Source organism: Halopenitus sp. H-Gu1, assembly GCF_041821145.1.
Classification (GTDB): domain Archaea; phylum Halobacteriota; class Halobacteria; order Halobacteriales; family Haloferacaceae; genus Halopenitus.
The window spans coordinates 21,163-46,956 of the sequence record NZ_JBGUBC010000015.1 but is presented as its reverse complement, the minus strand read 5'-3'; the positions used below and the strand labels follow the sequence as shown (position 1 = coordinate 46,956).

Here is a 25,794-nt window from a genome sequence, read left to right as displayed (position 1 = left end):
CGCGAACGCGTCCCCTCGGACGTCACGCTTATTCGGTGGACGGCCCTCGAAACGAACATGGACGAATCCGAGATACGCGATCTCCTCTCTTCGATCGAGGATCCCGATCTGGGCGACGATATCGTCTCGCTCGGCCTGATAAACGATCTGGACGTCGACGACGAGGACGAGGTGGTTCACGTCTCGCTCGCGCTCGGCGCGCCGTACTCACCGACCGAGACGGCCATCGCCGGGGAGGTTCGATCGACGCTGGCAGCCGAGGGGTTCGAACCGGAGCTGTCGGCTCGGATCCCCACGGACGCGCCCCACGACGAGCAGGTGCTTCCGGGGATCAAAAACGTCATCGCGGTTGCCTCCGGAAAAGGGGGGGTCGGGAAATCGACGATGTCGGTCAACATCGCCGCCGGACTCTCCGAGTTGGGTGCCCGCGTCGGGCTATTCGATGCCGACATCTACGGGCCAAACGTTCCGCGGATGGTCGGCGCCGACACGCAGCCGCGAACGGACGGCGAGACCATCGTGCCGCCGGAGCGACACGGGATGCGCCTGATGAGCATGGACTTTCTCACGGGCGAGGACGATCCGGTCATCTGGCGCGGTCCGATGGTACACAAGATCCTGACCCAACTCGTCGAGGATGTCGACTGGGGCGAGTTGGACTATCTCGTGATCGATCTCCCGCCGGGAACCGGCGACACGCAGTTGACGATCCTCCAGACGCTCCCCCTTACCGGGGCCGTTATCGTGACGACACCGGAGGAAGTGGCGATCGACGACGCGACCAAGGGATTGCGAATGTTCGGCGAGCACGAAACGAACGTGCTCGGAATCGCCGAGAACATGGCCGGCTTCAAATGTCCCGACTGTGGAAGCGTCCACGACGTCTTCGGGTCCGGCGGCGGACGCGACCTGGCTGCCGATCACGATCTGCCGTTCCTCGGCGGCGTCCCGCTCGATCCCGACGTCCGAGCCGGCGGAGACGGTGGTGAGCCGATCGTGCTCTCGGAGGGAGAAACCGCCGCGGCGTTCATGGAGATCGCCGAAACCGTCGCGAACAACGCCGGCATCGTGCGCCGGCGCGAGGTGATCGACGGATCGTGACTGCCGCCGATCGCGACCGCGATCCGAACGCGCGGGTCGCTGATGACACCGAGAAACGGCGAGTTCTCCGGAAGATAGCCGAGGAGGTTCGCGCGGACAGTTCCGAGAGCCAACAGGTCGCCGCGTTCCTCTATCGGGTGTCGGATCTCTACGATCCCGACGCGGACACCTCGCCGGAGAAGATATGTCGAAACGTCGAGCATATCGTCGAGACCAAATCCCGCGGCGGGATCGATCGCTGATCGCTCGATCCAGTGTCGCGCGCCGCGCTCCGAGGTGCGGAGCGAACGTAACGACTATGCCATCCGATCGTGAAATCGGGGATATGGACTGGCCACACGACCCCGACGGAGAGAAGGGGAGCGAGGGCGGCCGAAAGTACGGCCACGCGATCCTCGCAAAGAAGATCGACGAGGAGGAGGACTTCCCGCTTTCGGCGACGGAGTACGTCGAGCAGTACGGCGATCACCCCGTTCGGATCGACTACGAGACCGTCGTCTCCGTGGCGGAGATCTTCGAAAACGTCGAAATCGAGGAGTTCGAGGACTTCATCGAGTTCCATCAGGAACTCGGCCGCGCAATGCGTGAGGCCGGCCACTGGTTCTATGAGGGTGCGGAGGCCTTCGTCGGTTCGGAAGCCTGATCGGTTCCGGATCGGACGTCTTCGCGATCGACGAACGGATGCAGATAGGGTCGATTACCGTCCGAATTTTGTTTGTACGGTATGGCCCGTGTTAACTGTATTGCAGGCAGGTTTTACACCTCCCCGCACTATTTGCGAGTATGCGGGACGATATCACGGTACAGGAGATCATGAACCGGGAGTTCCTCGGAGTCAGCGAATCCGATCCGCTCGTCGACGCCGCGGAACTGTTGGTCCGGGAGACGGCGGACTGCCTCGTCGTCGTTCGTGGTGGTGATCCCGTCGGCTATCTATCCGCGCGTGACGCGCTTGAGGCGATGTTGGAGGTGGAATCGATGGGGAACGGACTCGATAGCGATGGAGAACCGACCGTCGGCGAGGTAATGAACGGTCCTGCCCCGACGATCGCCGCCACCGATCGGGTCTCGCTCGCCGAGGACCGATTGATCACCGGCGGCTCAAGTCGGCTTATCGTCACTGCCGACGGGGAGGCCGTCGGAATACTCACCGAACGGGACGTACTCACAACGCATCCGGCGGGGACACGCAGCGATCCGGAACCCGAGACCGGCTCGGCACGCGAGATGGATCGGTCCGAGGATCGAACACAGGAGGTCGAGATCCCTCCGGACCGCGAGGAGGAGATCGACGTCGCGACGGAGGCAACCCAGAGCATCTGTGAAGTCTGTGGGACCCTCACCGCGGCCCTCTCGAACTCGAACGGTCGGCTCGTCTGTCCCGACTGTCAGGAGTTCTGATCGACGCGGCACCCGAACGCGATATCGATGGATAGCTGTCCAGAACGGTCACGTGAATCCACGGCAAACTTATAATCCCCTGTGCCGTTTTGAAAACTAACATGACACGCGACATCCAGCGGCGCGACGTCCTGAAGGGAACCGCCGGTCTCACCCTGGTCTCGATCGCGGGTTGTGCGGGAGTCGGCGACGATTCAGGCGCCGGAACGGTTCAATACGGCGTTTTGATGCCGGAGACGGGAGACCTCGGTCCGCTGGGCCCTGGGATCCGTGACGGTGCGTTGTTGCCGGCTCACCAACTCGAGGGCGAGACGGAGTACACGATCGAGACCCAAACCGGTGACACCCAAACGAGTCCGCAAGCCGGGATCTCGGAGGCGAACAACCTGGTCAACGCCGGGATGCCCGCGGTGGTCGGACCGGCGGCCTCGAACGTCAACCTCCAGGTGACTCGTCAGGTGTTCATCCCCAACGAGGTGGTCGGGATCTCGCCGTCGTCGACGGCGCCCGCCGTTACCGATCTTGAGGACGACGACTTCATCTTCCGGACTGCACCCTCCGACGCATTACAAGGTCCGGTGATGGCGGACATCGCTGTCGACCGTTTTGAAGCCGCCACCGTGGGAACGTTGTATCTCAACGACAACTACGGACAGGCACTTGAGGATGCGTTCGTCACGGCCTTCGAGGAACTCGGCGGCGAAGCCATCAATCGCGTCTCGTTCGAGGCCGAACAGGCGTCCTACTCCTCCCAACTCAGCGAGGCGTTGACCGATTCCCCCGACGTACTGATGGTGGTCGGGTTCCCGCAGTCGGGGATCACCCTCTTTCGTGACTTCTACAACGAATACGCAAGCGAGTACGACATCCCGATCCTCGTCCCCGACGGCCTAAACGACTCCACGCTTCCCGAGGAGGTCGGCAACCCGATGAACAACGTCTGGGGAACCGCGCCGAGTGCGAGCGGCCCCGGTTCCGACCGCTTCAGCGAACTCTATCAGGACCAGTATGACACCGAACCGGGCGTGTTCAACGCTCACGCCTACGACGCCGCGGCAGTGATCGTCCTCGCGAGCGTCGCTTCCGGCGAAGGGGACCCCTCCGGAGTCGACGTCCGCGATCATCTCCGCGACGTCGCCAATCCTGACGGAACTGAGATCACTCCCGACAACCTCGTGGAGGGCGTCGAGATGGCTGCCAACGGAGAGGCGATCAACTACCAGGGAGCCTCCTCGCCGGTCAACTTCGATGAGAACGGCGACATGAAGGCAGTCTCGTACACCGTCTTCCGGTATCAGGACGGCGAGATCGAGAACGTGGATACGATCGACGTCGAATAAATCATCCCCCGAGGAACTCTCTGCGAACCTCCTCGTCTGCCAACAGTCGATCACCGGTATCCACGTATCCGTTTTCCCCCTGCGTGAGGACGTATCCCCGATCGCATCGACGAAGCGCCTGCTTGGCGTTCTGTTCGACCATCAACACCGCGGTTCCGTCGTCGTTGATGCGGTCGATTCGATCGAACATGTCCGCCACGAGATCCGGCGCGAGTCCCGCCGAGGGCTCATCGAGCAACAGCAATTCAGGATCAAGCATCAACGCACGTCCCATTGCAACCATCTGCCGTTGCCCGCCCGACATGGTTCCGGCCTTCTGGTCGCTTCGATCCCGAAGCACGGGAAACCGGTCATAAATCGCCTCGATACGCGATTCAGGGACCTCATCAAGAACGTAGGCTCCCATTTCCAAGTTCTCCCGGACGGTCAACTCGCCGAAGACGTTGTCGCTTTGGGGAACGTAGCTTATCCCCTCATGGACGATCCGCTCGGGTGCCAACTCGTGGATCGGCTTCCCTCGGAAGGTTATCGTTCCCCCCATGTAGGTAGTCAATCCGAACACCGACTTCATCAGGGTGGATTTGCCCGCCCCGTTTGGCCCGACGATCGTAACGTACTCTTCGGTCCCGACGTCGAGATCGACACCGGAGAGTATCTGCAGATCGCCATAGCCCGCATCGAGGTCTCGGACCTGGAGGATCGCGTCTTCGGGGGCCGTCGCCGCCGGATCGCGACGCGCGCTCGTCCCGGGATCGGGTGTGGTCATTCGAGGTCACCCCCGAGGTAGGCATCTAGCACCCGTTCGTCCTCCCGGATCGCCTCCGGCGGTCCCTCGGCGAGCAACGATCCCTGATGCATCACGATCACGTGTTCACAGTTCTCCATGATGACGTCCATGTCGTGTTCGACGAGCAGGAAGGTGTATCCCCTGTCGCGAAGGTCGTGGATCCGATCGAGCAGTTTCTCCTCAAGGGTCGGGTTAACGCCCGCAAGCGGTTCATCGAGCAGGAGCATCTCGGGATCGGTCATCATCGCCCGAGCCATCTCCAGGAGTTTCCGTTGGCCTCCCGAGAGCGTGCCCGCCTCGTGGTCGGCGAGATGTTCGATCTCGAAGAACTCGAGGGTTTCCTGAACGCGATCGCGAAGTTCCTTCTCCTGTTCGATCACCGCCTTTCGAGCGCCGGGCGTGACCGACCGCCAGAGCGACTCGCCGAGTTGTTCTTGTGGGGCCAACATCAGATTCTCGCGGACGGTCATCTCGGGGAGTTCCCGAGCGATCTGGAACGTCCGAACGAGTCCACTGGTCGCGATCCGGTCGGGTCGCCAGCCCGTTATGTCGGTTCCGCGGAACTGGACGGTCCCGCCGTCCGGCTCGTGGGCGCCCGCGATGCAGTCGAAGGTCGTCGATTTGCCGGCGCCGTTCGGCCCGATGAGCCCCGTGATCGTTCCCGCCTCCACGGTGAAGCTCATGTCGTCGACGGCGACGATCCCACCGAACGTCTTTCGAAGGTTTTGAACCCGAAGCGGCACCTCCGGTGGTATCTGCGCCGCCTGCCGTTCGATCGGCGAGTCCTGCGTCTCGGGTTCGACGTCGATATCCCCCGCTGCGTCCGCACGGTCCACCTCGATGTTCTCGATCGCGTCCGATGGGCGGTCGTGGTCGTTCGTCTCACTCATTCGTCTCACCTCCCTCGTCGGCCGTCGGATGGGTCTCGGTCAGATCGATCGCGGCGGCGGTCTCGGTCCGATGGCCCAACACGCCTTCGGGTCGCCGTTGCATTATCACGATCAACACGACGCCGAGCAGCACGAACTGCAACGCGCTGATGTTTCCGAGCGAATACGCAAGAAACGGGGTCGGATCCAGCGCCGAAAGCGGGCCGACTGCACCGGCGAACGTCGACGGTTCACCGCCGAGATCGAGGGCGTTTTGCACGATTCGGCCAAGCTGTCGGGGCCCCTCAAAGAGCAGTCCGACGAACAGGATCGAACCGACGATGCTTCCCGTATTCGATCCGGATCCGCCGATAATGACCGCCACGAACACGTAGAAGGTGACGATCGGCCGGAACGAGTTGGGGTTGACGTAGCCGTACGACCCCTGCCAGAGGATTCCGCCGAGTCCCATCAGCGCGCAGCCGAGCATGAACACCTTGATCTTGAACAGGCGTGTGTCCTTGCCCAGCGACTGGGCGACGAGCTCGTCCTCCCTGATCGCCTTCAGGACGCGACCGAACGGAGAGTAGCCGATGCGCGTCAAAAGCCAGTAGACGGCGACGACGAACGCCACCACAACGAGCGTGTACGTCCAGTCGACGACGATCGACCGTCGAATCCCCGCACCGGTGAGCGTCGCAAGCAAGGACTCGCCGCCCCCGGTCTCAAAGATGCCGTCCGTCGGCCGAGCCGGGAGATCCAACCCCGATCCGCCGCCGGTACCGAACCCGAACGTCGCCACCGTCCACCGGGAGAGCCCTCCCGAGTTCATCGTCAGACGGATTATCTCCGAGAGACCGAGCGTCACGATGGCGAGGTAATCCGCTCGAAGCCGCAACGCCGGGAGCGCCGCGAGGAGTCCGACGAGAGCCGCGGCGATCATGCCGCCGAGGACGCCGATCGGAAGCGGGAGGCCAAGGCCCATCCCGGAGGTCGCATCCGGCGGCGTCGACAGCAGTCCCATCGTGTACACTCCGATGGCCATGAACCCGGCAACGCCGATGTTGAACAGTCCGGTGTATCCCCAATGGAGGTTCAACGCCAGCGCCAACACGGCATATGAGGCGGCAAAGAACGTGAGCAGCCGGAGGGTGCTCACGATCGCGTTCACCGTGTTAGTGGTAAGCGCGAAGTCGTTCGCGATCAACACGAACAAGGTGAAAAGCAAGTAGATAGCCGCAAGCGTCCCGAGGATGACGAGGAGGTCGTTTCCGCCCATGGTTCGAATCACTGCGCGTCGAACGGCATCGATCACGCCCGACGGTTCCGTGTGTGTCGATCCTGGGCCGTCCCGTCCACCGTCGCTGCGAGCGTCGTCAGTCATGCGGTTTTCACCCCGCTAAAGAGACCCTCAGGTCGATACAACAGCGCCAGGATCATGATGAGGAAGGCGGCGGCGGCGTTGAAGTCGCCCGAGATCCAGATCAACGACATCTCGTGAACGAGGCCGATCACGAGCCCGCCGACGATCGCGCCATAGATCGATCCGATGCCGCCGAGGATGACGGCCGCAAAGATGAACAACAGCAGAAACCAGCCGAGGTTGAACTCGATGGTCCCACGCTCGAGCACGTAGAGGTACCCGGAGATTCCCGCAAGCGCCCCCCCGATGATCCACGTGGCCATGACGACCCGCTCCGTGGGGATGCCGGTCACGAGCGCGAGGTCCTTGTTGTCGGCCATCGCACGCATCGCTTTCCCGAGTGTAGTACGTTGCAACAGAAGGTGCACGCCGGCCATCAACGCCAAAGCGACGACGAGAAGGGTCACTTCGTGGAGATTGACGCTGACGCCGGCGACGGTCGTTCGAACGCCCTCCGTGGCGGTCACGCCTCGACTACTGGAGCCGAAGACGAACTGGATCACGTATCTGAGAGCGAGCGCGGCGCCGATGCTGGCGATGAGAAGCGGGATCCCGCCGCGATCGCGCATCGGTCGATAGACGATCCGGTCGATCGCCAGGGCGACGAGCACCGTCGCGGCCGCAGCGACGACGACGCCGACGACGATCGCAGCCGGTGCCTGAATAATCGACGCACCGATCGCATTCGGGCCGGGAGCGCTGCCCGCGCGGACGAGCAACAGGGCGCTCGCGTCGCCGGTTCCCCAGCCCGCGACCAGCAATGCCGCTCCCCATCCGGTGAACGCACCGGTCGTGAGGAGATCACCGTGTGAAAAGTTCGCGAAGTTGAGGATGCTGTACGTCATCGAGAGTCCGATCCCGGCGAGACCGAAGATGAGTCCGACGACGATGCCGTTCCAGACGAGACCCCCGAGTCGGCTTGTCGAAAGCGATCCGCCGAACGTGTACTCGCCGATGACCCCGACTTCGAATCCGGCCAGTCGCGCGAGGAGATCCAACACGAACAGTGCCGCGATCGCTCCCGCGATGAGAAGAGACGGCTGCTCGCGGAGTACCCGCCCGCCCCGAGCAAATGGTTTAGTAAGGCCCATGCGTTTTCGTCACACGATCGTTGGATGGGGGATACATAAATACCCCTTCACTCCCTTCCGTACTCTGACGGGAGATGCCACGTTCAACACCATGATCACACGATTGAGGGCCCTCGATCTCGAGGAGCGGCAGTGACCGATGGGTGGACGCTCATCGGTCGAAATACGGGAGGCAACGCCCGATGACGCCGATCCGGTGGTCGATCTGTGGGCCGAACTCGCGACCGATCAGCGACGATACGGATCCCATCTTCGGGCCGAACCGAACCGCACGGCCGTTCGTGAGACGATCGCGAGACGCGTCGTCGCCGATGAACTCCTGATCGCGGACGACGAGGATGTTTCGCCGGGATTGACGGGGTTCGTGATGTTCTCACACGAACACGGCGTCTACGAACAGGACGTCACGCGGGGGCTTATCGACGCGCTGTTCGTGCGATCCTCGAGCCGTGGACGGGGGATCGGGACGCGACTGCTCGAAGCCGCGGAAACGCGGCTACGGGAGGCCGGCGTCGACGCCGTCGCCCTCGAAACGCTCGCGGGAAACGTCGATGGACGCCGATTCTATCGACGTCATGGTTACGATCCACACCGGATCGAGTTCGAAAAGCGGCTCGATGAGGACGACGCCGATGGCGGTGCTGATGGCGGTGTCGATGACGTCGATGAGAACTAACTCCTCAAGCTGATCGTCGTCCGGAGTTTCCGAGATCGTGAACTGGATGAAAGCCGCACAATCGTGACCGGGATCGAAGGGGAGACGAGGCTACCAGGGAGCGAAAACGATACTGACTCAAGGGTGGACCATCAACCCGGATCCGTGCCAGGGGAGCATGGGCGGTTCATGCACTCGACTTGTAATCGAGACTTCCGGGGTTCAAATCCCTGCCCTGGCTCGTAACCCACGTTGCGCTTCCAGCGTTGGACGTTTCTCGATGAATCTGGGCACTCACTGAACCGGAGTTCTCTCGTTGACATCCTCCCCGCCCTGAGGGGCGGGTATTAGCCCCGTGACATCAATAAACCGGTTTCCCCTCGCTGATCGCGTGTGTCCCTCATGGCATCAATGCGTCACCGATTGAACGTATGAGGCCGATCCGGACGACCCTGAAGTCAGAGGCGACCGACGTTCTCGACCGCGACGGATTCGACGCCGTCGACGTCGGAGAAGGCCTCCTCGACCGCCTCCGTGCCGCCGGCGTCGTCGGGGACGATGACGGTCGGAAGCAGCGCGACGAGACCGAACGCGACGTCATCGCGTTCGAACCCGCGGATCTTCGCGCCCTGGGGGAGCGAATCCTCGAGTTTTACCTGCAGTTCGTCGAGGTCGATATCGGGACTCTCCGGCATCACCTTGATCTTGGCTGCGACGTCTCCCATATCAGGGCCCCCGGAATCCACAGTCGGGACACTCATACAGGTTACTCTGTTTTCGACATCTGGCACATCGGCTGATGTTCGTGCCGCATTCGGGACATTTGAACCGGGCAGCGTTCATCCCGGCGACCTGGATCCCACAGGAGACGCACTGTTGTGCCGCCTCCGTTTCGCTCTCACTCATAGTACAACGAACCCGTGCGCGGCTTTTAACGGTTGTTCTTTGCATCCGATGGTCCCGCTGCTCGACGAGAGTGGTTCTATCGACCACCCAACTCGCCGGCGGCGCTCACGCGAGCATCAGTGGCCCGATCAACACTCCCATCAAGTGGACGCGTCGCGTTCCGATCCGAGGTGGTATCATCCCGAGAATCGTCGCGAGTCCGAACGTCAGGATGCCGATCCCGCCCGCGAAGAGATACGAGAGGCCGACCAGAAAGGTCAATACACCGACCGAAAGCCGCGTGTAGTCGGCGCGACCGATCACCCGGAGATACGTGTCGCCGACAGCGAGCAGCACGCAGAAGCCGACCGCCGCCGCGATCGTCGTCGCGGCGAGCAACACTGGCAGGGCGAACGGGACCGTCGCTTCATCGAGTGCGACCATCACTCCGGTCCGGGGCGTTCCGAGGGCGACGAGCGCGAATAACGCGAAGACGGTGTTGCTCGTCGAGGCACCGCTGGTTGCGACCACGAACCCGCGGTCGGCGGCCGAACGAGGGATCGCCGGAAGCGCGGCGGTCGCAGCGATCGCCGCCGAGACGCCGGGTAGATAGCCAACGATCGCTCCCGCGACCGACCCGGCGGAGGCCGCCACGCCGAGGTCCCGCCGCTCCATCGCGATTCGGGCGTCGGATTGGGGTGGAACGCCCGTTCCCCGAATCGCATCGATCAGGACGGGTGCGCCGAACAACCCGGCGAAAAGGGGCGTGAGCATTCCGCCCGTCGAAAGCGGTGCCTCCGGATCGACATCGAGCGTGACCACGCCGAGGGCGGCGCTCGCGAGGAAGACAGCGAGGCCGGCAGCCGCCGCACGCCAGGAGGACTCGCTGACGAGTAGGAACGCGACGATCGACGCGAGAACGACGACGATGTGCTCGCGGATCGTCGGATAGGCACGGACCATTCCCCACGTGATCGGGATCGCAAGCGGCACGGCCAGGGTGACTGCAAGGCCGGAGCCGACCGCCGAAAGTCGGATAGCTTCCCGACCACGTCCCGCGATCACGAGCCGATGACCCGGTAACGACGCCACCGCCATCGCGGCATCGGGGACGCCGAGCGCGAGCGCGGGAACGATGTCGAGAAACGTGTGGACGACCCCGGCACCGATCATCGCACAGCCGATCAAAAGCGGGTCGGCGGGGACGCTCGGTGCCGCACTCGCCAAAAGCAGCGCAAAATTGTTCGCATGGAGGCCGGGAACGAGGCCACTTACCGTTCCGAGCGTGGCCCCGCCGAGGAGAAATCCGATCGCCGCGGCTGTAAACGTCGGATCGGCGATCGGGCGCACGACGGGGTCCATCCAGCGGACATGGCCACGGCTTCCGATATAAACCTCGGGCGTGAGAACTCGACGTCGAGCGATCGGGTCGCGTCTATGCGGTCGGGGTCGACTGGGTCTTCTTCCGGGTGACGTATCCCGCGATGCGGTTCCTGACGCCCTTCGATTCGACCGTGGTCAGCGTCTGGACGCTCTCCTTGTTCGTCTCGAAGTCCGTGTTGAACGAGTCGGGATACTGCTCGAGGAGCACGTTACCCAGCTGTTTGATGTACTTGGGTTTGATGGCCATACGGGCGATATCCTCGGCTCGAACTAAAAGGGTTCGTTCCGGTCTCGCCACCCGGTGAGCTCGTCGATCCGGGCGAACGCCTCGCGTTCACGGGGGCCACCACAGCGGTCGACCGTCTCGGCGAGGTGTGCCAGCCGTGAACGCAACTCCGTCTCGTCATACGTCGGAACGTCGAGACGCGAGGCAGCCACGGTCGCCTCAATGACGGCTCCGAATCCTCGGTTGATCGTGGGGACGCGCTCCTCGAGTATCGTCGATTCGACCGCATCGAGTTCCCAGGTGGCGATCTCGGTGTCTCCCTCGCGTTCGGTTCCGACGTGTTCCACCTCGATCTCGACCCACGCGTCGGTCCCCTCCAACACCGGTTCGGAACGCTCGTCGATCGCCAGCGCCGCCTCGACGAATTCCCGTGGGTCGACGGTGAACTGGACGATGCCGCCGCCCTGACGTTCGAAGTTGCGCCGCGTCCGCGTCCGACCGTAAGTCCGTGCAGTCACCATCGCCCTCTCCGCGGTCGGTGCGTGCAGCCCCAGCGCGGCCACGTTCCACCGGTCGTTTGGACCGAGCGTGGTCACGATCGATTCGGTGACGCCACGGAGCCGAACCGGCCAGTCACTGCTCCGTTCGGGACTCACACGCAAAGCCCCCGTTCCAGCGCAACGAAGAGCGCGGCGGCCGTGAGATCGGCGGTCGTTCCCGGGTTGATCCGCTCGTCGCGGAACGCTTCCGCGAGCGCCTCGGCCGCATGGAGATCGTCCCCGATCGCGGCGGCGCGCCGTGAGACCACTCGTGCCACGTCCGAACCGTGAGTGGTCGCGACCAGCGTATCCGGGCGGTCGGCCAGTATCCGGAGGAAGGCTCTGGCGGCCCGATCGCCGATGGGGCCCTCGTCGATACGGATCGACTCGGCTGCCTCGAAGGTCCGCTCGAATCCGGTCGTCCACTCGATCGCGTTTCCGTCGGGGATCCGATCGCCGGAGTCGCGACCAGTTTCGATGTCCTCGCCCGAATCGACATCGGCGGTATCCCCCGAAGGCGGCTCCGCAGACAGTGCCATCACATCTGCGAGCGTCAGATCGCGATCCCTGAGCGCCGGTTCCGCCGCGGCGCCGCGTCGAACGTCGAGATCGTCGGCATCAGCCGGCGGTTCAGCGACCGAAACGTCCACATGCTCGAAGGCGCGATAGAATCGCACCGCGTCCTCGGCGGTCGTCCGCTCGACGATCCGCTCTACACCCGCGGAAGTGAGATCGCCGCTTGCCGCCGCTGAGACGAGCGGCGTGAGAAGCAACAGACAGCCGAACTGTGTGTTTCCGCCGGATTGCCGGCTCATTCCAGCGACCGCCCGTTCGAAGGCGATCCCGACGGTCCCTCCACGTTCGGCTCGACGAAGCCCGTCGCCGGCGCCGATCGCTCCAGCCAGGAAATGCTCGAATCGGAGATCCTCCAGATCGCGTTCGCGATCGACGTTTCCCGGCTTCGGAGTCCCGGCGACTTCGAGCAACAGGGCGAGTTGGGCGTTCTCCGCTGGTGTCCGGGCGGTAGAGGATCGTGACGTAGAAGATCGTGACCATCGGCCTCCTGATCCCCGGCCTCCTGATCCTGGACCGCCACTATCCGGGTGGGCGTGTCGAGCGCGTCTTCGGTCGTCGTCTCGCTCCTCGCGCCGGTCGCTCATGGCTGAACGTCCTCCCGTCTCGATCGGCGTTCCGCTCCGGAAGACGTTCGGATCTCGGCCACCGCACGCTCGACGCGTTCGAGGACCGCCGGATCGCCGCTCGGGCGACCGACGCTTACCGCGTCCGCACCGTACTCGAGATACTCGCGAACGGTCCCGTGATCTCTCACCTCGTTGTTGGCGATTATCCACAGATCGGCTGCCCGATCGACGTCGGCGATCACCCCCTCGGTATCCATCGCGTCGACGTGCATGATCTCGGCACCCGCCGTTTCGATCGCCGTCGCCACCTCGGCGAGATCGACCTCCGGAACCTCCGCGCGAACTTTCACGCTCACCGTCGCGCCGGGTTCGGAAGCGGCCTCGACGTACCTCGAGAGGCGATCGAGGTCGGCCAGAAGCGACTCTCCGCAGCCGACTGCACACAGTTCGGGTTGTCGACAGTGGGCGTTGATCTCGAGGATCGCCCCGTGATCGACACACCGGCGAGCGACTTCGTAGATGGGGTCGATCGTCGCGCTCCGGACGTTTATACCCGGGCGGACGTCGGCATCGGCGAGCGCCTCAAGTTGCGCGTCGACGAACGCGATCGGGTCCGCTGGCAGGAATTCCTCGCGATCGCGATCCACGAGATCGCGTGCGGCCGACCGACTGGCCGGATCGAGAGCGATCCCACCGAGAAAGGCACAGCCGACGTAGGGCGCCGCCGTTCGAGCCCATGCGGCGTCGGAGCGGCCGCTGAGGCTCGCCGCCGCGATCGGCGGATCGAAGGGCGCCTTTCCATCGGACTCTCCGGAGTCGACGCTACCACCCGAATCTCCGGAGTCGTCGGACCTCGTCGGCTCCGTTCGGGTCATTCCGGATCGGACTCCGTGATTGGGTCGCTTACATCGCGCCCGTTCGTTCCGGACCTGGTGCGTCCGTTCGTCTCGGAACTGGTGCGTCCGTTCGTCTCCGATCCGATCACGTCCTCGAGCGCGCGTCGACACGTCCGCACGACGCGCTCGGCGTCCGCTTCGTCGTCGATCCGTGTATCGGTTCGAACCACCCGACGATCAAGGTCGGTGCCGTCGTCCGTATCGAGTATGAACGCGTCCACGAAGGGGTACATATCCGCGACACCGGCGGTACTTGGGTCGTAGCCGATGCCGGAGAGGAGCTTTGCGGCCGGCCCCGAAAAGACGGTCTCCTCGACGAATGGTGAGACGGCAACCACCGGCGTCTCCTGTAGCGCATCCTTGACGCCGGGGAGCGCAAGCATCGGTCCGATGCTCGTGACCGGGTTCGAGGGGCCGATCACGACCGGATCCGAAAGTGCCGCCTGGAACGCCGGGGACGCCTCGGCGCGTTCGGCACCCCGGAACTCGACATCCTCAACTGTCGGGTCGGCGCGTTCGGCAACCCAGTACTCCTGAAAGTGCATCTCGTCGGAATCCGTGTGAACGATCGTGGCCACCGGATCGTCCGACATGGGCACGAGATCGACGTCGAGATCGAAGGCGTCCGCGAGCATTCGAGTAACCTCGGTGAGTGAGTGTCCCGCATCGAGCAGGCTCGTTCGCGTGATGTGGATCGCTCGGTCCCGGTCGCCGATCTCCATGAACTCGGCGACGCCCGAGAATCGTCGCCAGCGTGCGATCTCGCGTCCCGCCGTCTGTGCTTCGTCCGGGAGATATCGCGGACGCCGATCGAGGTCGGCCGCCTCGGCAAGTCGTGTGAGCTCGTCGTGGGTGGCCGTCGTGTCGCCCTCGATCCCCCACCACGTCTCGCGATCGAGGAGGCCGGACTCCCGGAACAGTACCGTATCGACGTCCGGGCACACGAGGTGACCGCCGATCTCGACGTCGTCGCCGGTGTTTCCGACGACCGTGATCGAGCCGGGATCGAACACCGCCGGTGCTCCCTGGAGGAGCTTCGGCGTGCCCGTTCCGCCGGCGAGAAACGTGACCATACCGAGGGATGGCCCGCCACCGGTATGTATGCTACGTCGGCGTTGCCGGCGGTCCCTCGTTTCGGCCGAGGCGTGGGTCCCAACCCGAATCCCTATTTCGTCGCGCCGATCAGGGACGGTATGGACACGCGTCGTGCGGTGCTCGATGCGCTTTCTGCCGGCCCGGTTGCGGGCCCCGAACTCGCTGAACGGGTCGATGTCTCCCGAGCGGCGGTCTGGAAGCAGATCGAGGCGCTTCGCGAGAACGGGTTCCGGATCGAGGCTACCGAGGACGGCTACGTCGTTCGGTCGGTTCCGAGCTACGGCGCCGATGCGATCCGGTTCGGGCTCGACGCTCCCTACGAGATAGCGTATTACGAATCGATCGGGTCGACGAACGACCGGGCACGGGAACTCGCCGAGGAGGGTGTGACTGACGTCGCCGTCGTGGCGGACGAACAGACCGGCGGTCGCGGACGCCTCGACCGCGAGTGGACGGCACCGTCCGGTGGCGTCTACTCGTCGCTCGTGATCCGTCCGGATCTCCCCCCTGCACACGCGGCGATCGTTACCCTCGCAGCCGCCGTAGCGACGACCGACGCCTGTCGGGAACTCGGGGTGGATGCCCGGATCAAGTGGCCCAACGACGTTCTTCATCCCGACGGGCAGGGGGACCGCGGTGGAGCCAAACTCGCCGGTATCCTGACGGAAATGACCGGCGAGGCCGATCGCGTCTCCTGGATGATCGTCGGGACCGGCGTGAACGCGAACGTCGATGTCGACGAATTGCCACCCGGTGCGACGAGCCTGCGGTCGGTGCTTGGAAGCGACATCGATCGGCGACGATTCCTCCAGCGGTTGCTCGAACGGGTTCACGAATTGATCGAGACGCCCACGGACGTCCTTCCCGCCTGGCGCGAGCACGCGATGACGATCGGAGAGCGCGTGCGCATCGAGACGACGACCGACGTCATCGAGGGAACGGCGATCGACGTCGAGTTTCCCGGAGCGCTCGTCGTCCGGACCGAAGCCGGCCGACGACGGATCCTTTCGGGGGACTGTCAACATCTGCGACCGATCGGTGCTGCCGACGCTACCTCGAATGGATCGAACGGAGATACGGACGAGAATCCCGACGGGGACGGCACTCGATCGCCGGAGCGTTAACTGCTTCCGGAGGCTTCCGAGCCGCCCGCGGCGTTCGTCGTTTCGGTCTCGTCGCTTGCGGATCCGACTTCCGGTTCGGCGTTCGCGTCCGCGGCGTCGACTCGAACCGTCAACACCGGGACGCTCGAGCCGCGGACCACCTTTTCGGCGACGCTACCCAGAAGGAGCCTGTCGATCCCGCCGCGGCCGTGAGTTCCCATCACGATGATGTCACAGGCCTCCCGCTCGGCGAAGTCGATGATCTCCCGGCTCGGTGACCCCTCCACGACCGCGGTCTCCACGGGGACGTCGTAGTCCGCCGCGATCGATTCAACCTCCCCGACGGCCGCCTCGGCATCGGACCGGAGGAGGTCGTCGACGCCATCCCAGGTCGTCTCCATCGGCAACCCTGCGTAACTCGAAACGTTGACCACGTACAGCGTGTGGACGCTCGCGTCGTGGATCGTCGCTAACTCGAGTGCGTGGCGTACCGCCCGTTTCCCCTCGGGCGATCCGTCGGTCGGAACCAGGATCCGGTCATAGAGAACCATGGGAATATACAACACGATAATGGGTGCGACCTGATAACTGTTTGCACGTTTTGCCGGTTCTCGGGAGCCGTCCGCCGTTCTCACCCACTCGTTCTGCTCGCTCTCGACGATCGACGAATCCGACTCGATCGATCGGTCTGAAGGGATGTGGCGTTTCACGGAGGTTTATCCCGGATCGCGACCCACCGACGCCGTGATCTGACGCCGGTTCACGACGGTCCAAGCGGGAGTTCGGCACGCCGTCGTGGTCGTTTCCAGAATGCGGTCCCCACGTGCCGACTGTTCGCCACGGACGAGTCGCACACCGGCCCCCACGAAGTCACTCGTTTCGAACGACGTGGAATCGACCGCCACAGTTCCCACAGCAGTACTCCTCCGGACGCTCGACGAGCTTCGATCGGCGATATCTCGCGAGCTGATCGCCACACTCGACACACCGGACCCACCACGTCGGCTCGACGAAGCGCTCACAGCGAACGTGCGTCTCAAGCTCCGCTGCGAGCCGCTCGAACGTCTCACCGTGGCTCGGATCGTCACGTTCGTTCAGGAGGTGGACGTGTACGAGTTCATGACGGATCGTCGATGCCATGGCGGTCCATCCCCGGTTCTCGAACTGACGTCGGGCGAGGACGATCGATCGAGGATCGCCGTCACGGTATCGAACGGCACCGGCCCGACGCTTCGCTCGGGTGCTGAGACGCCAGTCGAGGTCGCCGACCGAAACCGTGAGCCCATGTTCGGCCACGACGTCGCGTGCGTACACCCGTGCGACTGCCAACAACTCCTCGTCGGTACATCCCTGGTCGATCGCATACCGCTCGATCGGGGGCATCGGATCACCCGCGAAGACGAGCGACGACGGGGTCAGACTCCTCATCGATCTCGACGATCCCGTCCTCGGCGAGATCGGCGAGCAATCCCGCGAGCCACTCGCGACCGTATTCGCCCTCGGGAGTGTAGTCGACCCGGATCCGGTGTCCAAGATCGTCGATCTCAAGCGCGTCGTACTCGCCGAGCGTCCGAACTATCCGTCCGCGGAACTGTCGACGGCTTCCCTCGAACGTCGGCTGGGTGGGAACGTCGGGGGCGGTGAAGTCGCCGGTCTCGTAGGCCCCACACCACTCACGCCAGGGACATCCCTCCTCGTCACAGCGTGGCGTCGTCCCACACGCGACGGCGCCGAGTTCCATGATCGCGTTGTTCCACACGCGTGAGTCACCATCCGGCATGAGCGTCTGTGCGGTGGTCTCGAAGGCGTCGTCCCGGTCGGGAACCCCGAACGCGCGGTGGAGAACGCGCTTTACGTTCGTCTCCACCACCGCGTCTCCGGTGTTGAACGCGAAGGAGGCCACGGCGTTGGCGGTGTACGGTCCGACGCCCATCAGCTCCTGGAGTCGTTCCGGCGTCCGGGGAAACTCCCCGTCGTACTCCGAGACGACCTGCTGTGCGGCCTCCTGGAGATATCTCGCTCGGTTGTTGTACCCGAGCGAGTGGTCCGACCAGAATGTCACGACGTCGCTTTGGTCGGCGTCGGCCAGGTCCTCGACGGTCGGCCACTCCGCGAGGAAGTCCCTCCAGGCGGGGACGACCCGGTCGAGTTGGGTCTGCTGGCTCATCACTTCCGAGACGAGTATCTCGTAGGCATCCTCGGTTCGACGCCACGGAAACTCGCGGTGGTCCTGGCGGTACCACTCGATCAGACCGTTCCGGATCGCCGTCGTGTCATTCGGAAGCGGCGGGTCGTCGCCGGGATCACCCCGATCGGAACGTGCCAGTTCCCCCTCGGAGTCCATGGCAGGCGTCGATCCATCTCCCGAACTCGTCATGTCCCACCTTCACGCTTCGACCGCTTATACGGTGGTGATCCCGCGGCGCGATACGGTCGCTCCCGGCGATGAACGATGCGAAACCGGTTTCAGGGACCCACCGCTGTCGAAAACCATGACGCTCGAGGAGCTAACCGCGGACGTGGAGGACGTCTATGGCGATATCGACGAGACCTTCTCCGCCGATCTCGATCGGGAGACCCGAACCGAACTGGCGATGTTGACCGCCGCAACCGGCGCGGACCCGAGCGAGTTGGTCCGACGAGGGATCCACGCGCTGTTTCGATCGACGGTCGACACCGGCGATCTGGACTTCCAGTTGCGAAACGGATACGACGTGACCTACGACGAATACCTGATGGGGATGACCTACGACGAGATGACCGGAGGATCACAGTATCCACAGCGTGACGATGAGCGGCGCTATCAGATGTGAGGCGGGACGGTCATCGGCGGACCGGCTATCGAAATTCGAGTTCGAAATGAAACGGGCTCCGTGCGTGTGGTTCGGGTCGGTTAGACGTCGACGTACTGCGCTTCCCACTCCTGACGGGCATCGATCTCTCGTTTTCCCCGACGGGTGAGCGTGTAGTAGTTGGTTCGACGATCGCGTTGTCCCTTCTCGACGAGTCCCTTCTCGACGAGCGTATCCAGATTGGGGTAGAGGCGTCCGTGGTGGATCTCCTTTTCGTAGTAGTCCTCGAGTTCGTCCTTGATCGCGAGTCCGTGCGGCTCGTCGAGTCCAGCGATCACGTAGAGCAGATCCCGCTGGAATCCTGTCAGATCGTACATCGGTGAGTTCCGTTGATCTATACATGTCTTATTATCATAAATATGTCGGAACGTGATTCGTCTGTGTGCCGGAGAGCCCGCTTCAGACCACAGTATACTCCGATATCGGATCCGTTCAATTAGGTTACCACTCGTGGGACCCATACGCATACCCGATCGTACAGGTTGCTGTCTCGACGTTCGTTTCCTCGGCGAAACGCGGATCGCAACGGGCGTCCGTCCCGTCACCCCAAGCGTCCCTCTCGCCGTCCCGATAGGCTCCACATGAACCCTCGATCTGGTGGGAACGGAACGGCTTTACGCTGACCGGTGTTACGAACCGAAAGCGATGGACGACCGAACGCGCGAGTACCTCCGCGGCCGGTTCGGCGACTACTACCGTGTCACGTCGCCGTCGATGCCGCCGGACGCGAACAAGCGCGAGTGGGGACACATTCCGTGGACGCCGGGTACGGGAACCACGATGGTGCGTCACCGCTCGCTTTTCGATCTGGGGAGCCCGGACGCGTTCTTTCGCGAGACGGCCCCGCGTCACGCGTACTTTTCGGCCGCCAGATACGCCGACCCCGGCGCCTCGACGATGTCGAAGAAGGGCTGGCGGTCGGCGGACCTCGTCTTCGATCTCGACGCCGACCACCTCCCGAGCATCGATCCGGACGCAGCGTCCTACGCGGAGATGCTTTCCGCGTGTAAGGACGCGCTCGTCAGACTCGTGGGATTCCTCGAGGACGATTTCGGCTTCCAGGACCTCCAGATAGTCTTTTCGGGGGGCCGCGGCTACCACGTTCACGTTCGCGATCCGGACGTTCTCGAGTTGGACAGTGACGCACGACGGGAGATCGTCGATTACGTCCGTGCGATCGACCTGGACATCGAAGGCCTGATCCACACGGTACAGGAACGCGGGACGAACAAACGCGTGCTTCGAACCAGGGGGGGCTGGGGAAAACGCGTCCATGAGGCACTCGTCGAATACGCCGACGATCTACGCGAACTGGAGGACGAGGAAGCGATGGCACGCCTCCGTGAACTCGACGGGATCGGTGACGGGCGAGCGAAAACGATCCTCGGCGCGTTTCATCGAAACCCCGAGGCGATCCGGGCGGGGAACCTCGAGGCAGGGGGCCCCGGTGTCCGTCGGCTCGTCGAGGCACTTTGTGAACGCGTCACCGCCGGCCAAACCGCGCCCGTCGACGAGCCGGTGACGACCGACACGCATCGACTCATTCGCGTTCCGGGAACCCTTCACGGCGGAACCGGTCTCGAGGTCCGCCGGATCGATCGTGAGGACCTCGCGGACTTCGATCCCCTCAGGGATGCGATCCCCGACCGATTCACCGAGCGATCGATCGCGATCACGTGTGCGGAGCGGACGACGGTGGAACTGCTCGGCGACAGGTTCATACTGGAGCCCGGAGAAACGACGGTCCCGGAATACGTGGGCGTCTTCGCGATGGCCCGCGGACGGGCCCGAAAGGCACCGGAACGATGAATCTCGACGAACTCCGCTCAGTTCAGGCGAAAGAGCGACGAAAGGATAGCCTCCAGCATCTTCGAGATGCGTTCTACGATGACGTCGCCGCATACATCACGGATCTGCGCGACGCGCGTGATCGGCGAGCCGAGCGAGTCGAAAACCCGTTCTCCGACGACGACGTTCGACGGCTATCCGACGAGATCGAGACCGCAGAGGAGGTCGCCGAGGCGCTTTATGAACGCCGCGTCGGCAAGGTCGTGAAACTGGCCTCCTTTGCAGCCGCGGACATGCCCGTCGAACAGGAGGGAATGACGAGCCAGGAGCGAGCCCTCTTCGAGGACCTCGTGACCCGGATAGAGCGGAACAAATCGTCCGTCCTGGACGTGCTCTCGGGAGCGACGGCTCCGAACCCGGAGGGCGAGGCGTCCACAGCGTCCCCGGATGACGAGGCATCCACAGCCCCTCCGGACGACGATCGTCTCGCCCCGGAATCACCTCCGACAGCACCCACCTCTGAGGAGGCCCCTCATGGGGCCGGAGGAACCGTCGATCCGTCCGATTCGCCGAGCCGAACGAACGACCCACCGCTCCCCCCGGAGGAATCGCTGGAATCCGACGCCGCCGGTGGGACCGACACGGCACAGGAGAACAAGGTCGGAATGCTCGCCGACGCGATGGCCGGATCGGATGAATCGTCGGCGGACGGGACCCAGATGGGCGAAGTTCCGACGGACGAAGCCCCGCAGGACGTTTCCGACGACGTTGAGGGATCGGATCAGCGACCCCCGGCGAATCCACCACACATCGACACGGACGGTTCGAGTTCGGAGGAGGACGACTCCCACGCCAGCGACTCGAACGATCCGGAAAACCCCGTCGCATCAACGGCAGTCGAGACTGGATCGACCTCGACACCGGCTGAAGCGACGGATAACTCATCGCTTGGCGATACCTCCGAGCGGACGACGGTCCGAATTACCCGGGACGTCGGGTCGATACTCGGCGTCGATGAACGGGAGTACCATCTCGCCAGCGAGGACGTGGTGAGTCTTCCTTCAACCAACGCCGAGCCGCTTTTGGCCCGGGATGCCGCGGAACGGATCGAATAGAACGCACAGTTCGAGCCATTCCGTCCCAACCCAACCAGTCCGACCCCTCCCAACAGAATCGACCGGCGTCCTTTTGTCGTCTCCCATCCACCCTCGGACATGCTCGAAATCGGAGCCACCGCACCACCGTTCTCGCTTTCGAACCACCGCGGCGAGGAGGTCTCACTCGAATCGATCGACGCCGAGTTCGTCGTGGTCTACTTCTACCCGCGAGCCGACACGCCGGGCTGTACGACCGAGGCGTGTGGCTTCCGAGACCGATGGGAGGCGTTCAACGATACCGACGTGGCCGTCGTCGGCATCAGCGATGATCCGGTCGCCGATCTCGAATCGTTCGCGGCGAAATACGATCTCCCGTTCGATCTGCTCTCTGATACCGACGGTACGGTGGCGTCGGCCTACGACTCCTACGGTGAGAAAAACGTCTTTGGAAACGTCGTCGAGGGAGTGTTTCGAAACACCTACGTCATCGATGCCGACGGCGAGATCAGTCTCGCCTACGAGGGTGTCGATCCCGAAGAACACGCCGTACGGATCCTCTCGGACGTCCGATCGTTGCGATCGGACTGATCGACCTGATCGGTCCCCCCCGATCTCACGATCGGCCGCTGATCGCCGCACGGATACCGGGGAGTTCCTGACGGATCGCGTGGCGTTTGACGAGCACGAACCCGAACACGATACCGACGAACCCGATGACCGTCCAGGCAGTTATTGTCTCCCCCAACAGCGCCCACCCGGTCACGGTCGCGACCACCGGAACGACGTAGGAGTTCAAGTTGATCTGGAAGGCGCCGAGCCGCGAGAGCAGCGTGAAGTAGATGATGTAGGCCATCGCACTCGAAAACACGCCGAGGAAGACGAGTACACCGATCGCAACGGGATCCACGGAGGGTGCCATCTGAGTTTCACCCCGGAGGAGGCTGAACACGTGTAAGACGACCGTGCCGAAGAGCATCGCCCACGCCGTGAGCGTCATGCTCGAGAACGTGGGCTGGTGTTTCTGAAGGCCGACGCTTCCGATCGCGATCGAGAGAACGCCGACCAGAATGATCGAAACCCCGAGGGAGACTCCCGAAGAGAGGTTCGCCGGATCAGGCTGGGCGACTATTGCGACGCCGAGGAAGGCAAGCGCGATCCCGGTCAGGTCGCGACCGTCGATAGTGGCGTCGCTGACGACGAGCGTGGCGATGGCGGCGGTGGCGATCGGAACGAGACTATAGGTGACGGCCGCGATCCCGCTCGTCGTGTGTTGCTGTCCGATGAACAGGGCGGCGTTGTTGACGCCGACCGCGAGGCCACCGCTGTAGGCGATCGCCAGCAGGTCATCTCGCGTCCGCGGCAGGGATCCCCCCTTGTAGCCGATGGCGTACGCCACCAAGATCACCGCGGCGACATCGAAGCGGTAGGCAGCGAAAAGGACCGACGGATAGAATTCGAGGCCGACTTCGATGGCCACGAACGAGCCGCCCCACAGAAGCGTGAGCAGGAAGAACGACGCAACGTCGCGATAGCGGGACACGAATAGAACCCGGAGCCCGGACGGCATAACTCGTGGCATCTCCGGCAGGCTTGCCGGCTATGACGCGCTCGTCCGTGGTGGAGTCACGCGATCCGAGCGAGGTCGAAGAAAGGCGAATCGTCGAAGCCGGCGACGGGGTCTCAGTACCCGCGACTGATCAGGTATTCGGCGATCTCGGCGAGCCGCTCGCGCGCCTCGTTGTCCGGTAGGACCTCCAGGTGTCGTTTCGACCGGGCGGTGAGGTCCGCCGCCTTCTTTCGGGCGTAGTCTATCGATCCGGATTTCTCAAGGGCCGAGACGGCCGAACCGACCTCCGCCTCGGTGAGATCCGCGGGCGTCTCGGCCTCGACGAGCGTGTCGACGTCAACCCCCTGCTGGCGGGCGTGAAGCGTGATCAACGTCTCTTTCCCCTCGATGAGGTCGGAGCCGCGCTGTTTGCCCAGCTCCTCGGAGGGAACGGTCAGATCGAGAACGTCGTCCTGGATCTGGAACGCTTGACCGGAGTCGATCCCGTAGCGGTATAACGCGTCGACGACCTCCTCGTCGGCGTCCAGAAGGACCGCCGGGGTCGATGCGGCCGCGCCATAGAGGACGGCCGTCTTCAACTCGACCATCTCCAGGTACTCTTCGGGAAGTACCTCCTCGCGCCCCTCGAAGGCCACGTCAAGCGCCTGTCCCTCACAGATGCGCGTACACGTCGAGGCGAGCAGTCGCATCGCTTCGAGTCCGTTCTTCGGGTCGGCGCCGGTTTCGGACATGATCTCGAAGGCCTTCGAATAGAGCGTGTCGCCGGCGAGGATCGCCGTCGAAGTGTCGTAAGCCTCGTGGACCGCAGGGACGCCACGTCGGAGATCGTCTTCGTCCATGATGTCGTCGTGGATCAGCGTGAACGACTGGATGACCTCGATCGAGACGGCCGCACGCATTAGGTCGACGGTCTCGCCGGAAACGGAAGGGAACGACCGGTACGTGACATCCGCCGAATCGATGTCGACGTCCGCGATCGCCTCGCCGGCAAGCAGCGCGACCGTCGGTCGCAGCCGTTTGCCGCCCGCCTCAAGGATGTATCGGGAGGCCTCATAGAGGCGCTCCGGCTCCGCAAGTGGCAACTCCTCGTCGATCGCGGCGTTGACGAGGTCACGCCGCCTGCCGATGGCTTCCAGGACCCGTTCCTCCGTCGCGTCGTCCGTCATTCGACCAGCTGGAAGGTGTTCCCGTTCTGTGTGACGTGAAGGTCACGCCCGAGTTCGTAGCCCTGCGACCGGCAGAGGTCGACGTACGGTGCAAATCCTTTCATATTCTGGTGGGCCGGAATGACGTGCTGGGGCTGGAGCGCGTCGAGCATCGTGTAGTGGCCCTCCTCGCGGAGGTGTCCGGAGACGTGGATATCGTCGTAGATGCGAGCACCCTGCATCCGCAGGAGCTGTTCGGACTGATACCGCTGGCCTTCGTTGGTCGGCTCCGGGATGACCCGGGCGCTGAAGAGGACCTTGTCGCCGTCGTCCAGTTCGTAGGGCGTCTCGCCGCGGCCCATCCGGGTGAGCATCGCGCGCGGCTCGCCCTGGTGACCCGTGACGATCGGCAGGTAGTCGCCTTTGCCCTCCTTCATGATCCGCTTGAACGTCCGATCGACGGACTTTCGGTGGCCGTACATCCCGAGATCGCCGGGGAAGTCGACGAAGTCGAGCCGCTCTGCGGTCCCGGAGTACTTCTCCATCGACCGGCCGAGCAGGACGGGCTGTCGGCCGATATCGCGGGCGAACTCCACGAGGCTCTGCACGCGCGCGATGTGCGAAGAGAAGGTCGTGGCGACGATCCCGCCGTCGTAATCCTCGATCGAGCGCATCACGTCCTGGAGATGCTTGCGGGCGACCGACTCGGAGGGCGTTCTACCCTTCTTGCCAGCGTTCGTACAGTCCTCGAGGTAACAGAGGACTCCCTCGTCCTCCCGACCGATCTCGCGGAATCGATCCATATCGATCGGATCACCGATGACCGGCGAGTGGTCCATCCGCTTGTCGAGCCCGTAGACGACCGCGCCCTCGGGGGTGTGGAGGACCGGATTGATCGCATCGATGATCGAGTGGGCGACGTTGACGAACTCGAGTTCGACCTGCTCGGAGTCGCCGATGCGCATCGTCCCGCCCGGATTCATCTTTATCAGGTCGTTGTCGACCTGGAACTTGCTTTCGTCCTGGATCTGCTGTTTGACGAGTTCGATCGTAAACGGCGTCGCCACGATCGGTGCGTCGTAGCGATGGGCGAGTTTCGGGATGGCCGCGATGTGGTCGAGGTGACCGTGCGTGGGTACGATCGCCTGCACGTCGCCCTCAAGTTCGGACATCACGCGGTCGTCCGGAATGGCGCCCATGTCGATCAGATCGAGACTATGCAGATTTTCGGTCTCCACGTTGTCGTGGATCAGAACCTTACTCAGATTCAGGCCCATGTCGAAGATGACGATGTCGTCCCCTGCTCGGACGGCAGTCATCTGTCGGCCGACCTCTTCGTATCCGCCTATTGTTGCAATTTCTATTTCCATAGTTGTCTCCTCGAGCATCCAAAGCCGCGTACACGGCGA

29 protein-coding genes, 1 tRNA gene and 1 pseudogene are annotated in these 25,794 nt (G+C 63.6%); 12 read left to right on the top strand and 19 right to left on the bottom strand.

Going from position 1 to position 25,794, the window contains the following annotated elements; all coding sequences use genetic code 11:
- Positions 1–57: 57 nt before the first annotated feature.
- From ACERIT_RS11565 to ACERIT_RS11545, 5 genes are all read left to right on the top strand, one after another.
- Entirely contained in the window at positions 58–1,101 is a 1,044-nt protein-coding gene (locus ACERIT_RS11565; RefSeq protein ID WP_373675011.1) for a P-loop NTPase, read from the top strand.
- Complete coding sequence (locus tag ACERIT_RS11560) at positions 1,098–1,343, top strand: hypothetical protein (RefSeq protein WP_373675010.1); 246 nt, start codon at positions 1,098–1,100, stop codon at positions 1,341–1,343. The genes ACERIT_RS11565 and ACERIT_RS11560 overlap by 4 nt, the downstream gene beginning before the upstream one ends.
- An 83-nt stretch (positions 1,344–1,426) precedes the next feature.
- Entirely contained in the window at positions 1,427–1,744 is a 318-nt protein-coding gene (locus tag ACERIT_RS11555; RefSeq protein ID WP_373675009.1) for a DUF5785 family protein, read from the top strand.
- Between the two features lie 140 nt (positions 1,745–1,884).
- Positions 1,885–2,502 (top strand): CBS domain-containing protein, encoded by a 618-nt coding sequence (locus ACERIT_RS11550; protein WP_373675008.1) that lies wholly within the window; start codon positions 1,885–1,887, stop codon positions 2,500–2,502.
- A gap of 101 nt (positions 2,503–2,603) precedes the next feature.
- A complete protein-coding gene (locus tag ACERIT_RS11545; RefSeq protein ID WP_373675007.1) occupies positions 2,604–3,842 on the top strand; it encodes an ABC transporter substrate-binding protein in 1,239 nt (412 codons plus the stop codon).
- A gap of 1 nt (position 3,843) precedes the next feature.
- Here the strand turns inward: ACERIT_RS11545 and ACERIT_RS11540 are convergent, their stop codons facing one another.
- Genes ACERIT_RS11540 through ACERIT_RS11525 form a run of 4 tightly spaced genes read right to left on the bottom strand, consistent with a single transcriptional unit; the run spans position 3,844 to position 8,012 of the window.
- Positions 3,844–4,608 (bottom strand): ABC transporter ATP-binding protein, encoded by a 765-nt coding sequence (locus ACERIT_RS11540; protein WP_373675006.1) that lies wholly within the window; start codon positions 4,606–4,608, stop codon positions 3,844–3,846.
- A complete protein-coding gene (locus tag ACERIT_RS11535; RefSeq protein WP_373675005.1) occupies positions 4,605–5,519 on the bottom strand; it encodes an ABC transporter ATP-binding protein in 915 nt (304 codons plus the stop codon). The genes ACERIT_RS11540 and ACERIT_RS11535 overlap by 4 nt, the downstream gene beginning before the upstream one ends.
- The gene (locus ACERIT_RS11530; protein ID WP_373675004.1) at positions 5,512–6,882 is read right to left on the bottom strand and encodes a branched-chain amino acid ABC transporter permease; all 1,371 of its coding nucleotides are present in this window, start codon (positions 6,880–6,882) and stop codon (positions 5,512–5,514) included. Before ACERIT_RS11530 ends, ACERIT_RS11535 begins: the two co-directional genes overlap by 8 nt.
- A complete protein-coding gene (locus ACERIT_RS11525) occupies positions 6,879–8,012 on the bottom strand; it encodes a branched-chain amino acid ABC transporter permease (protein ID WP_373675003.1) in 1,134 nt (377 codons plus the stop codon). The genes ACERIT_RS11530 and ACERIT_RS11525 overlap by 4 nt, the downstream gene beginning before the upstream one ends.
- Positions 8,013–8,151: 139 nt before the next feature.
- On the opposite strand from ACERIT_RS11525, the gene ACERIT_RS11520 reads away from it, so the two are divergent.
- Both ACERIT_RS11520 and ACERIT_RS11515 read left to right on the top strand, forming a co-directional pair.
- Entirely contained in the window at positions 8,152–8,688 is a 537-nt protein-coding gene (locus ACERIT_RS11520; protein WP_373675002.1) for an N-acetyltransferase family protein, read from the top strand.
- A gap of 146 nt (positions 8,689–8,834) precedes the next feature.
- A tRNA-Thr gene (locus tag ACERIT_RS11515) sits at positions 8,835–8,908 on the top strand.
- Between the two features lie 217 nt (positions 8,909–9,125).
- Here the strand turns inward: ACERIT_RS11515 and ACERIT_RS11510 are convergent.
- From ACERIT_RS11510 to cofD, 8 genes and pseudogenes are all read right to left on the bottom strand, one after another.
- Positions 9,126–9,392, bottom strand: a complete 267-nt coding sequence (locus ACERIT_RS11510) for an elongation factor 1-beta (protein ID WP_373675001.1) — start codon at positions 9,390–9,392, stop codon at positions 9,126–9,128.
- Between the two features lies 1 nt (position 9,393).
- Positions 9,394–9,573, bottom strand: a complete 180-nt coding sequence (locus ACERIT_RS11505; protein WP_373675000.1) for an HVO_2753 family zinc finger protein — start codon at positions 9,571–9,573, stop codon at positions 9,394–9,396.
- Positions 9,574–9,678: 105 nt separating this feature from the next.
- Positions 9,679–10,914, bottom strand: a complete 1,236-nt coding sequence (locus ACERIT_RS11500) for a tripartite tricarboxylate transporter permease (protein WP_373674999.1) — start codon at positions 10,912–10,914, stop codon at positions 9,679–9,681.
- 73 nt (positions 10,915–10,987) lie between these two features.
- Entirely contained in the window at positions 10,988–11,182 is a 195-nt protein-coding gene (locus tag ACERIT_RS11495) for a 30S ribosomal protein S17e (protein ID WP_373674998.1), read from the bottom strand.
- A 23-nt stretch (positions 11,183–11,205) separates the two neighbouring features.
- Positions 11,206–11,817: a DUF447 domain-containing protein gene (locus tag ACERIT_RS11490; protein ID WP_373674997.1), complete on the bottom strand. Its 612-nt coding sequence runs from the start codon at positions 11,815–11,817 to the stop codon at positions 11,206–11,208.
- Positions 11,814–12,860 carry a triphosphoribosyl-dephospho-CoA synthase gene (locus tag ACERIT_RS11485; RefSeq protein WP_373674996.1) on the bottom strand — a complete coding sequence of 349 codons (1,047 nt, stop codon included), beginning with the start codon at positions 12,858–12,860 and terminating at the stop codon, positions 11,814–11,816. The genes ACERIT_RS11490 and ACERIT_RS11485 overlap by 4 nt, the downstream gene beginning before the upstream one ends.
- Positions 12,857–13,717: a tRNA-dihydrouridine synthase gene (locus ACERIT_RS11480; RefSeq protein WP_373674995.1), complete on the bottom strand. Its 861-nt coding sequence runs from the start codon at positions 13,715–13,717 to the stop codon at positions 12,857–12,859. The genes ACERIT_RS11485 and ACERIT_RS11480 overlap by 4 nt, the downstream gene beginning before the upstream one ends.
- Before the next feature lie 107 nt (positions 13,718–13,824).
- Positions 13,825–14,811, bottom strand: a pseudogene (gene cofD / locus ACERIT_RS11475) (2-phospho-L-lactate transferase); the annotation flags it as partial.
- 120 nt (positions 14,812–14,931) lie between these two features.
- Between cofD and ACERIT_RS11470 the strand changes: the two are divergent.
- Positions 14,932–15,957, top strand: a complete 1,026-nt coding sequence (locus tag ACERIT_RS11470; RefSeq protein WP_373674994.1) for a biotin--[acetyl-CoA-carboxylase] ligase — start codon at positions 14,932–14,934, stop codon at positions 15,955–15,957.
- Here ACERIT_RS11470 and ACERIT_RS11465 read toward each other — a convergent pair.
- The 3 genes from ACERIT_RS11465 to ACERIT_RS11455 form a co-directional block, all read right to left on the bottom strand.
- Positions 15,954–16,487 (bottom strand): universal stress protein, encoded by a 534-nt coding sequence (locus tag ACERIT_RS11465; RefSeq protein WP_373675039.1) that lies wholly within the window; start codon positions 16,485–16,487, stop codon positions 15,954–15,956. The two genes, ACERIT_RS11470 and ACERIT_RS11465, sit on opposite strands and share 4 nt — an antisense overlap.
- A gap of 319 nt (positions 16,488–16,806) precedes the next feature.
- The gene (locus tag ACERIT_RS11460; protein ID WP_373674993.1) at positions 16,807–17,319 is read right to left on the bottom strand and encodes a SprT-like domain-containing protein; all 513 of its coding nucleotides are present in this window, start codon (positions 17,317–17,319) and stop codon (positions 16,807–16,809) included.
- Between the two features lie 4 nt (positions 17,320–17,323).
- Positions 17,324–18,280, bottom strand: a complete 957-nt coding sequence (locus ACERIT_RS11455; protein WP_373675038.1) for an A/G-specific adenine glycosylase — start codon at positions 18,278–18,280, stop codon at positions 17,324–17,326.
- A gap of 148 nt (positions 18,281–18,428) precedes the next feature.
- On the opposite strand from ACERIT_RS11455, the gene ACERIT_RS11450 reads away from it, so the two are divergent.
- Positions 18,429–18,749, top strand: coding sequence for a hypothetical protein (locus tag ACERIT_RS11450; protein ID WP_373674992.1), 321 nt, complete (start codon positions 18,429–18,431; stop codon positions 18,747–18,749).
- Between the two features lie 80 nt (positions 18,750–18,829).
- Here ACERIT_RS11450 and ACERIT_RS11445 read toward each other — a convergent pair whose 3' ends face one another.
- Positions 18,830–19,105 carry a PadR family transcriptional regulator gene (locus ACERIT_RS11445; protein WP_373674991.1) on the bottom strand — a complete coding sequence of 92 codons (276 nt, stop codon included), beginning with the start codon at positions 19,103–19,105 and terminating at the stop codon, positions 18,830–18,832.
- Positions 19,106–19,433: 328 nt separating this feature from the next.
- Between ACERIT_RS11445 and priS the strand changes: the two genes are divergently transcribed.
- The 3 genes from priS to ACERIT_RS11430 all read left to right on the top strand — a co-directional run bounded on the left by priS (position 19,434) and on the right by ACERIT_RS11430 (position 22,261).
- Complete coding sequence (gene priS, locus ACERIT_RS11440; RefSeq protein WP_373674990.1) at positions 19,434–20,597, top strand: DNA primase small subunit PriS; 1,164 nt, start codon at positions 19,434–19,436, stop codon at positions 20,595–20,597.
- Positions 20,594–21,691 (top strand): hypothetical protein, encoded by a 1,098-nt coding sequence (locus ACERIT_RS11435; protein WP_373674989.1) that lies wholly within the window; start codon positions 20,594–20,596, stop codon positions 21,689–21,691. Before priS ends, ACERIT_RS11435 begins: the two co-directional genes overlap by 4 nt.
- A gap of 99 nt (positions 21,692–21,790) precedes the next feature.
- Positions 21,791–22,261 carry a peroxiredoxin gene (locus tag ACERIT_RS11430; RefSeq protein WP_373674988.1) on the top strand — a complete coding sequence of 157 codons (471 nt, stop codon included), beginning with the start codon at positions 21,791–21,793 and terminating at the stop codon, positions 22,259–22,261.
- 25 nt (positions 22,262–22,286) lie between these two features.
- On the opposite strand, the gene ACERIT_RS11425 is transcribed toward ACERIT_RS11430, so the two are convergent.
- The 3 genes from ACERIT_RS11425 to ACERIT_RS11415 form a co-directional block, all read right to left on the bottom strand.
- Complete coding sequence (locus ACERIT_RS11425; RefSeq protein WP_373674987.1) at positions 22,287–23,213, bottom strand: DMT family transporter; 927 nt, start codon at positions 23,211–23,213, stop codon at positions 22,287–22,289.
- A 140-nt stretch (positions 23,214–23,353) separates the two neighbouring features.
- On the bottom strand, positions 23,354–24,406 hold the full coding sequence (idsA3, locus tag ACERIT_RS11420; RefSeq protein WP_373674986.1) for a geranylfarnesyl diphosphate synthase: 1,053 nt from the start codon (positions 24,404–24,406) through the stop codon (positions 23,354–23,356).
- Positions 24,403–25,755 (bottom strand): RNase J family beta-CASP ribonuclease, encoded by a 1,353-nt coding sequence (locus tag ACERIT_RS11415; protein WP_373674985.1) that lies wholly within the window; start codon positions 25,753–25,755, stop codon positions 24,403–24,405. The genes idsA3 and ACERIT_RS11415 overlap by 4 nt, the downstream gene beginning before the upstream one ends.
- Positions 25,756–25,794 lie beyond the last annotated feature (39 nt).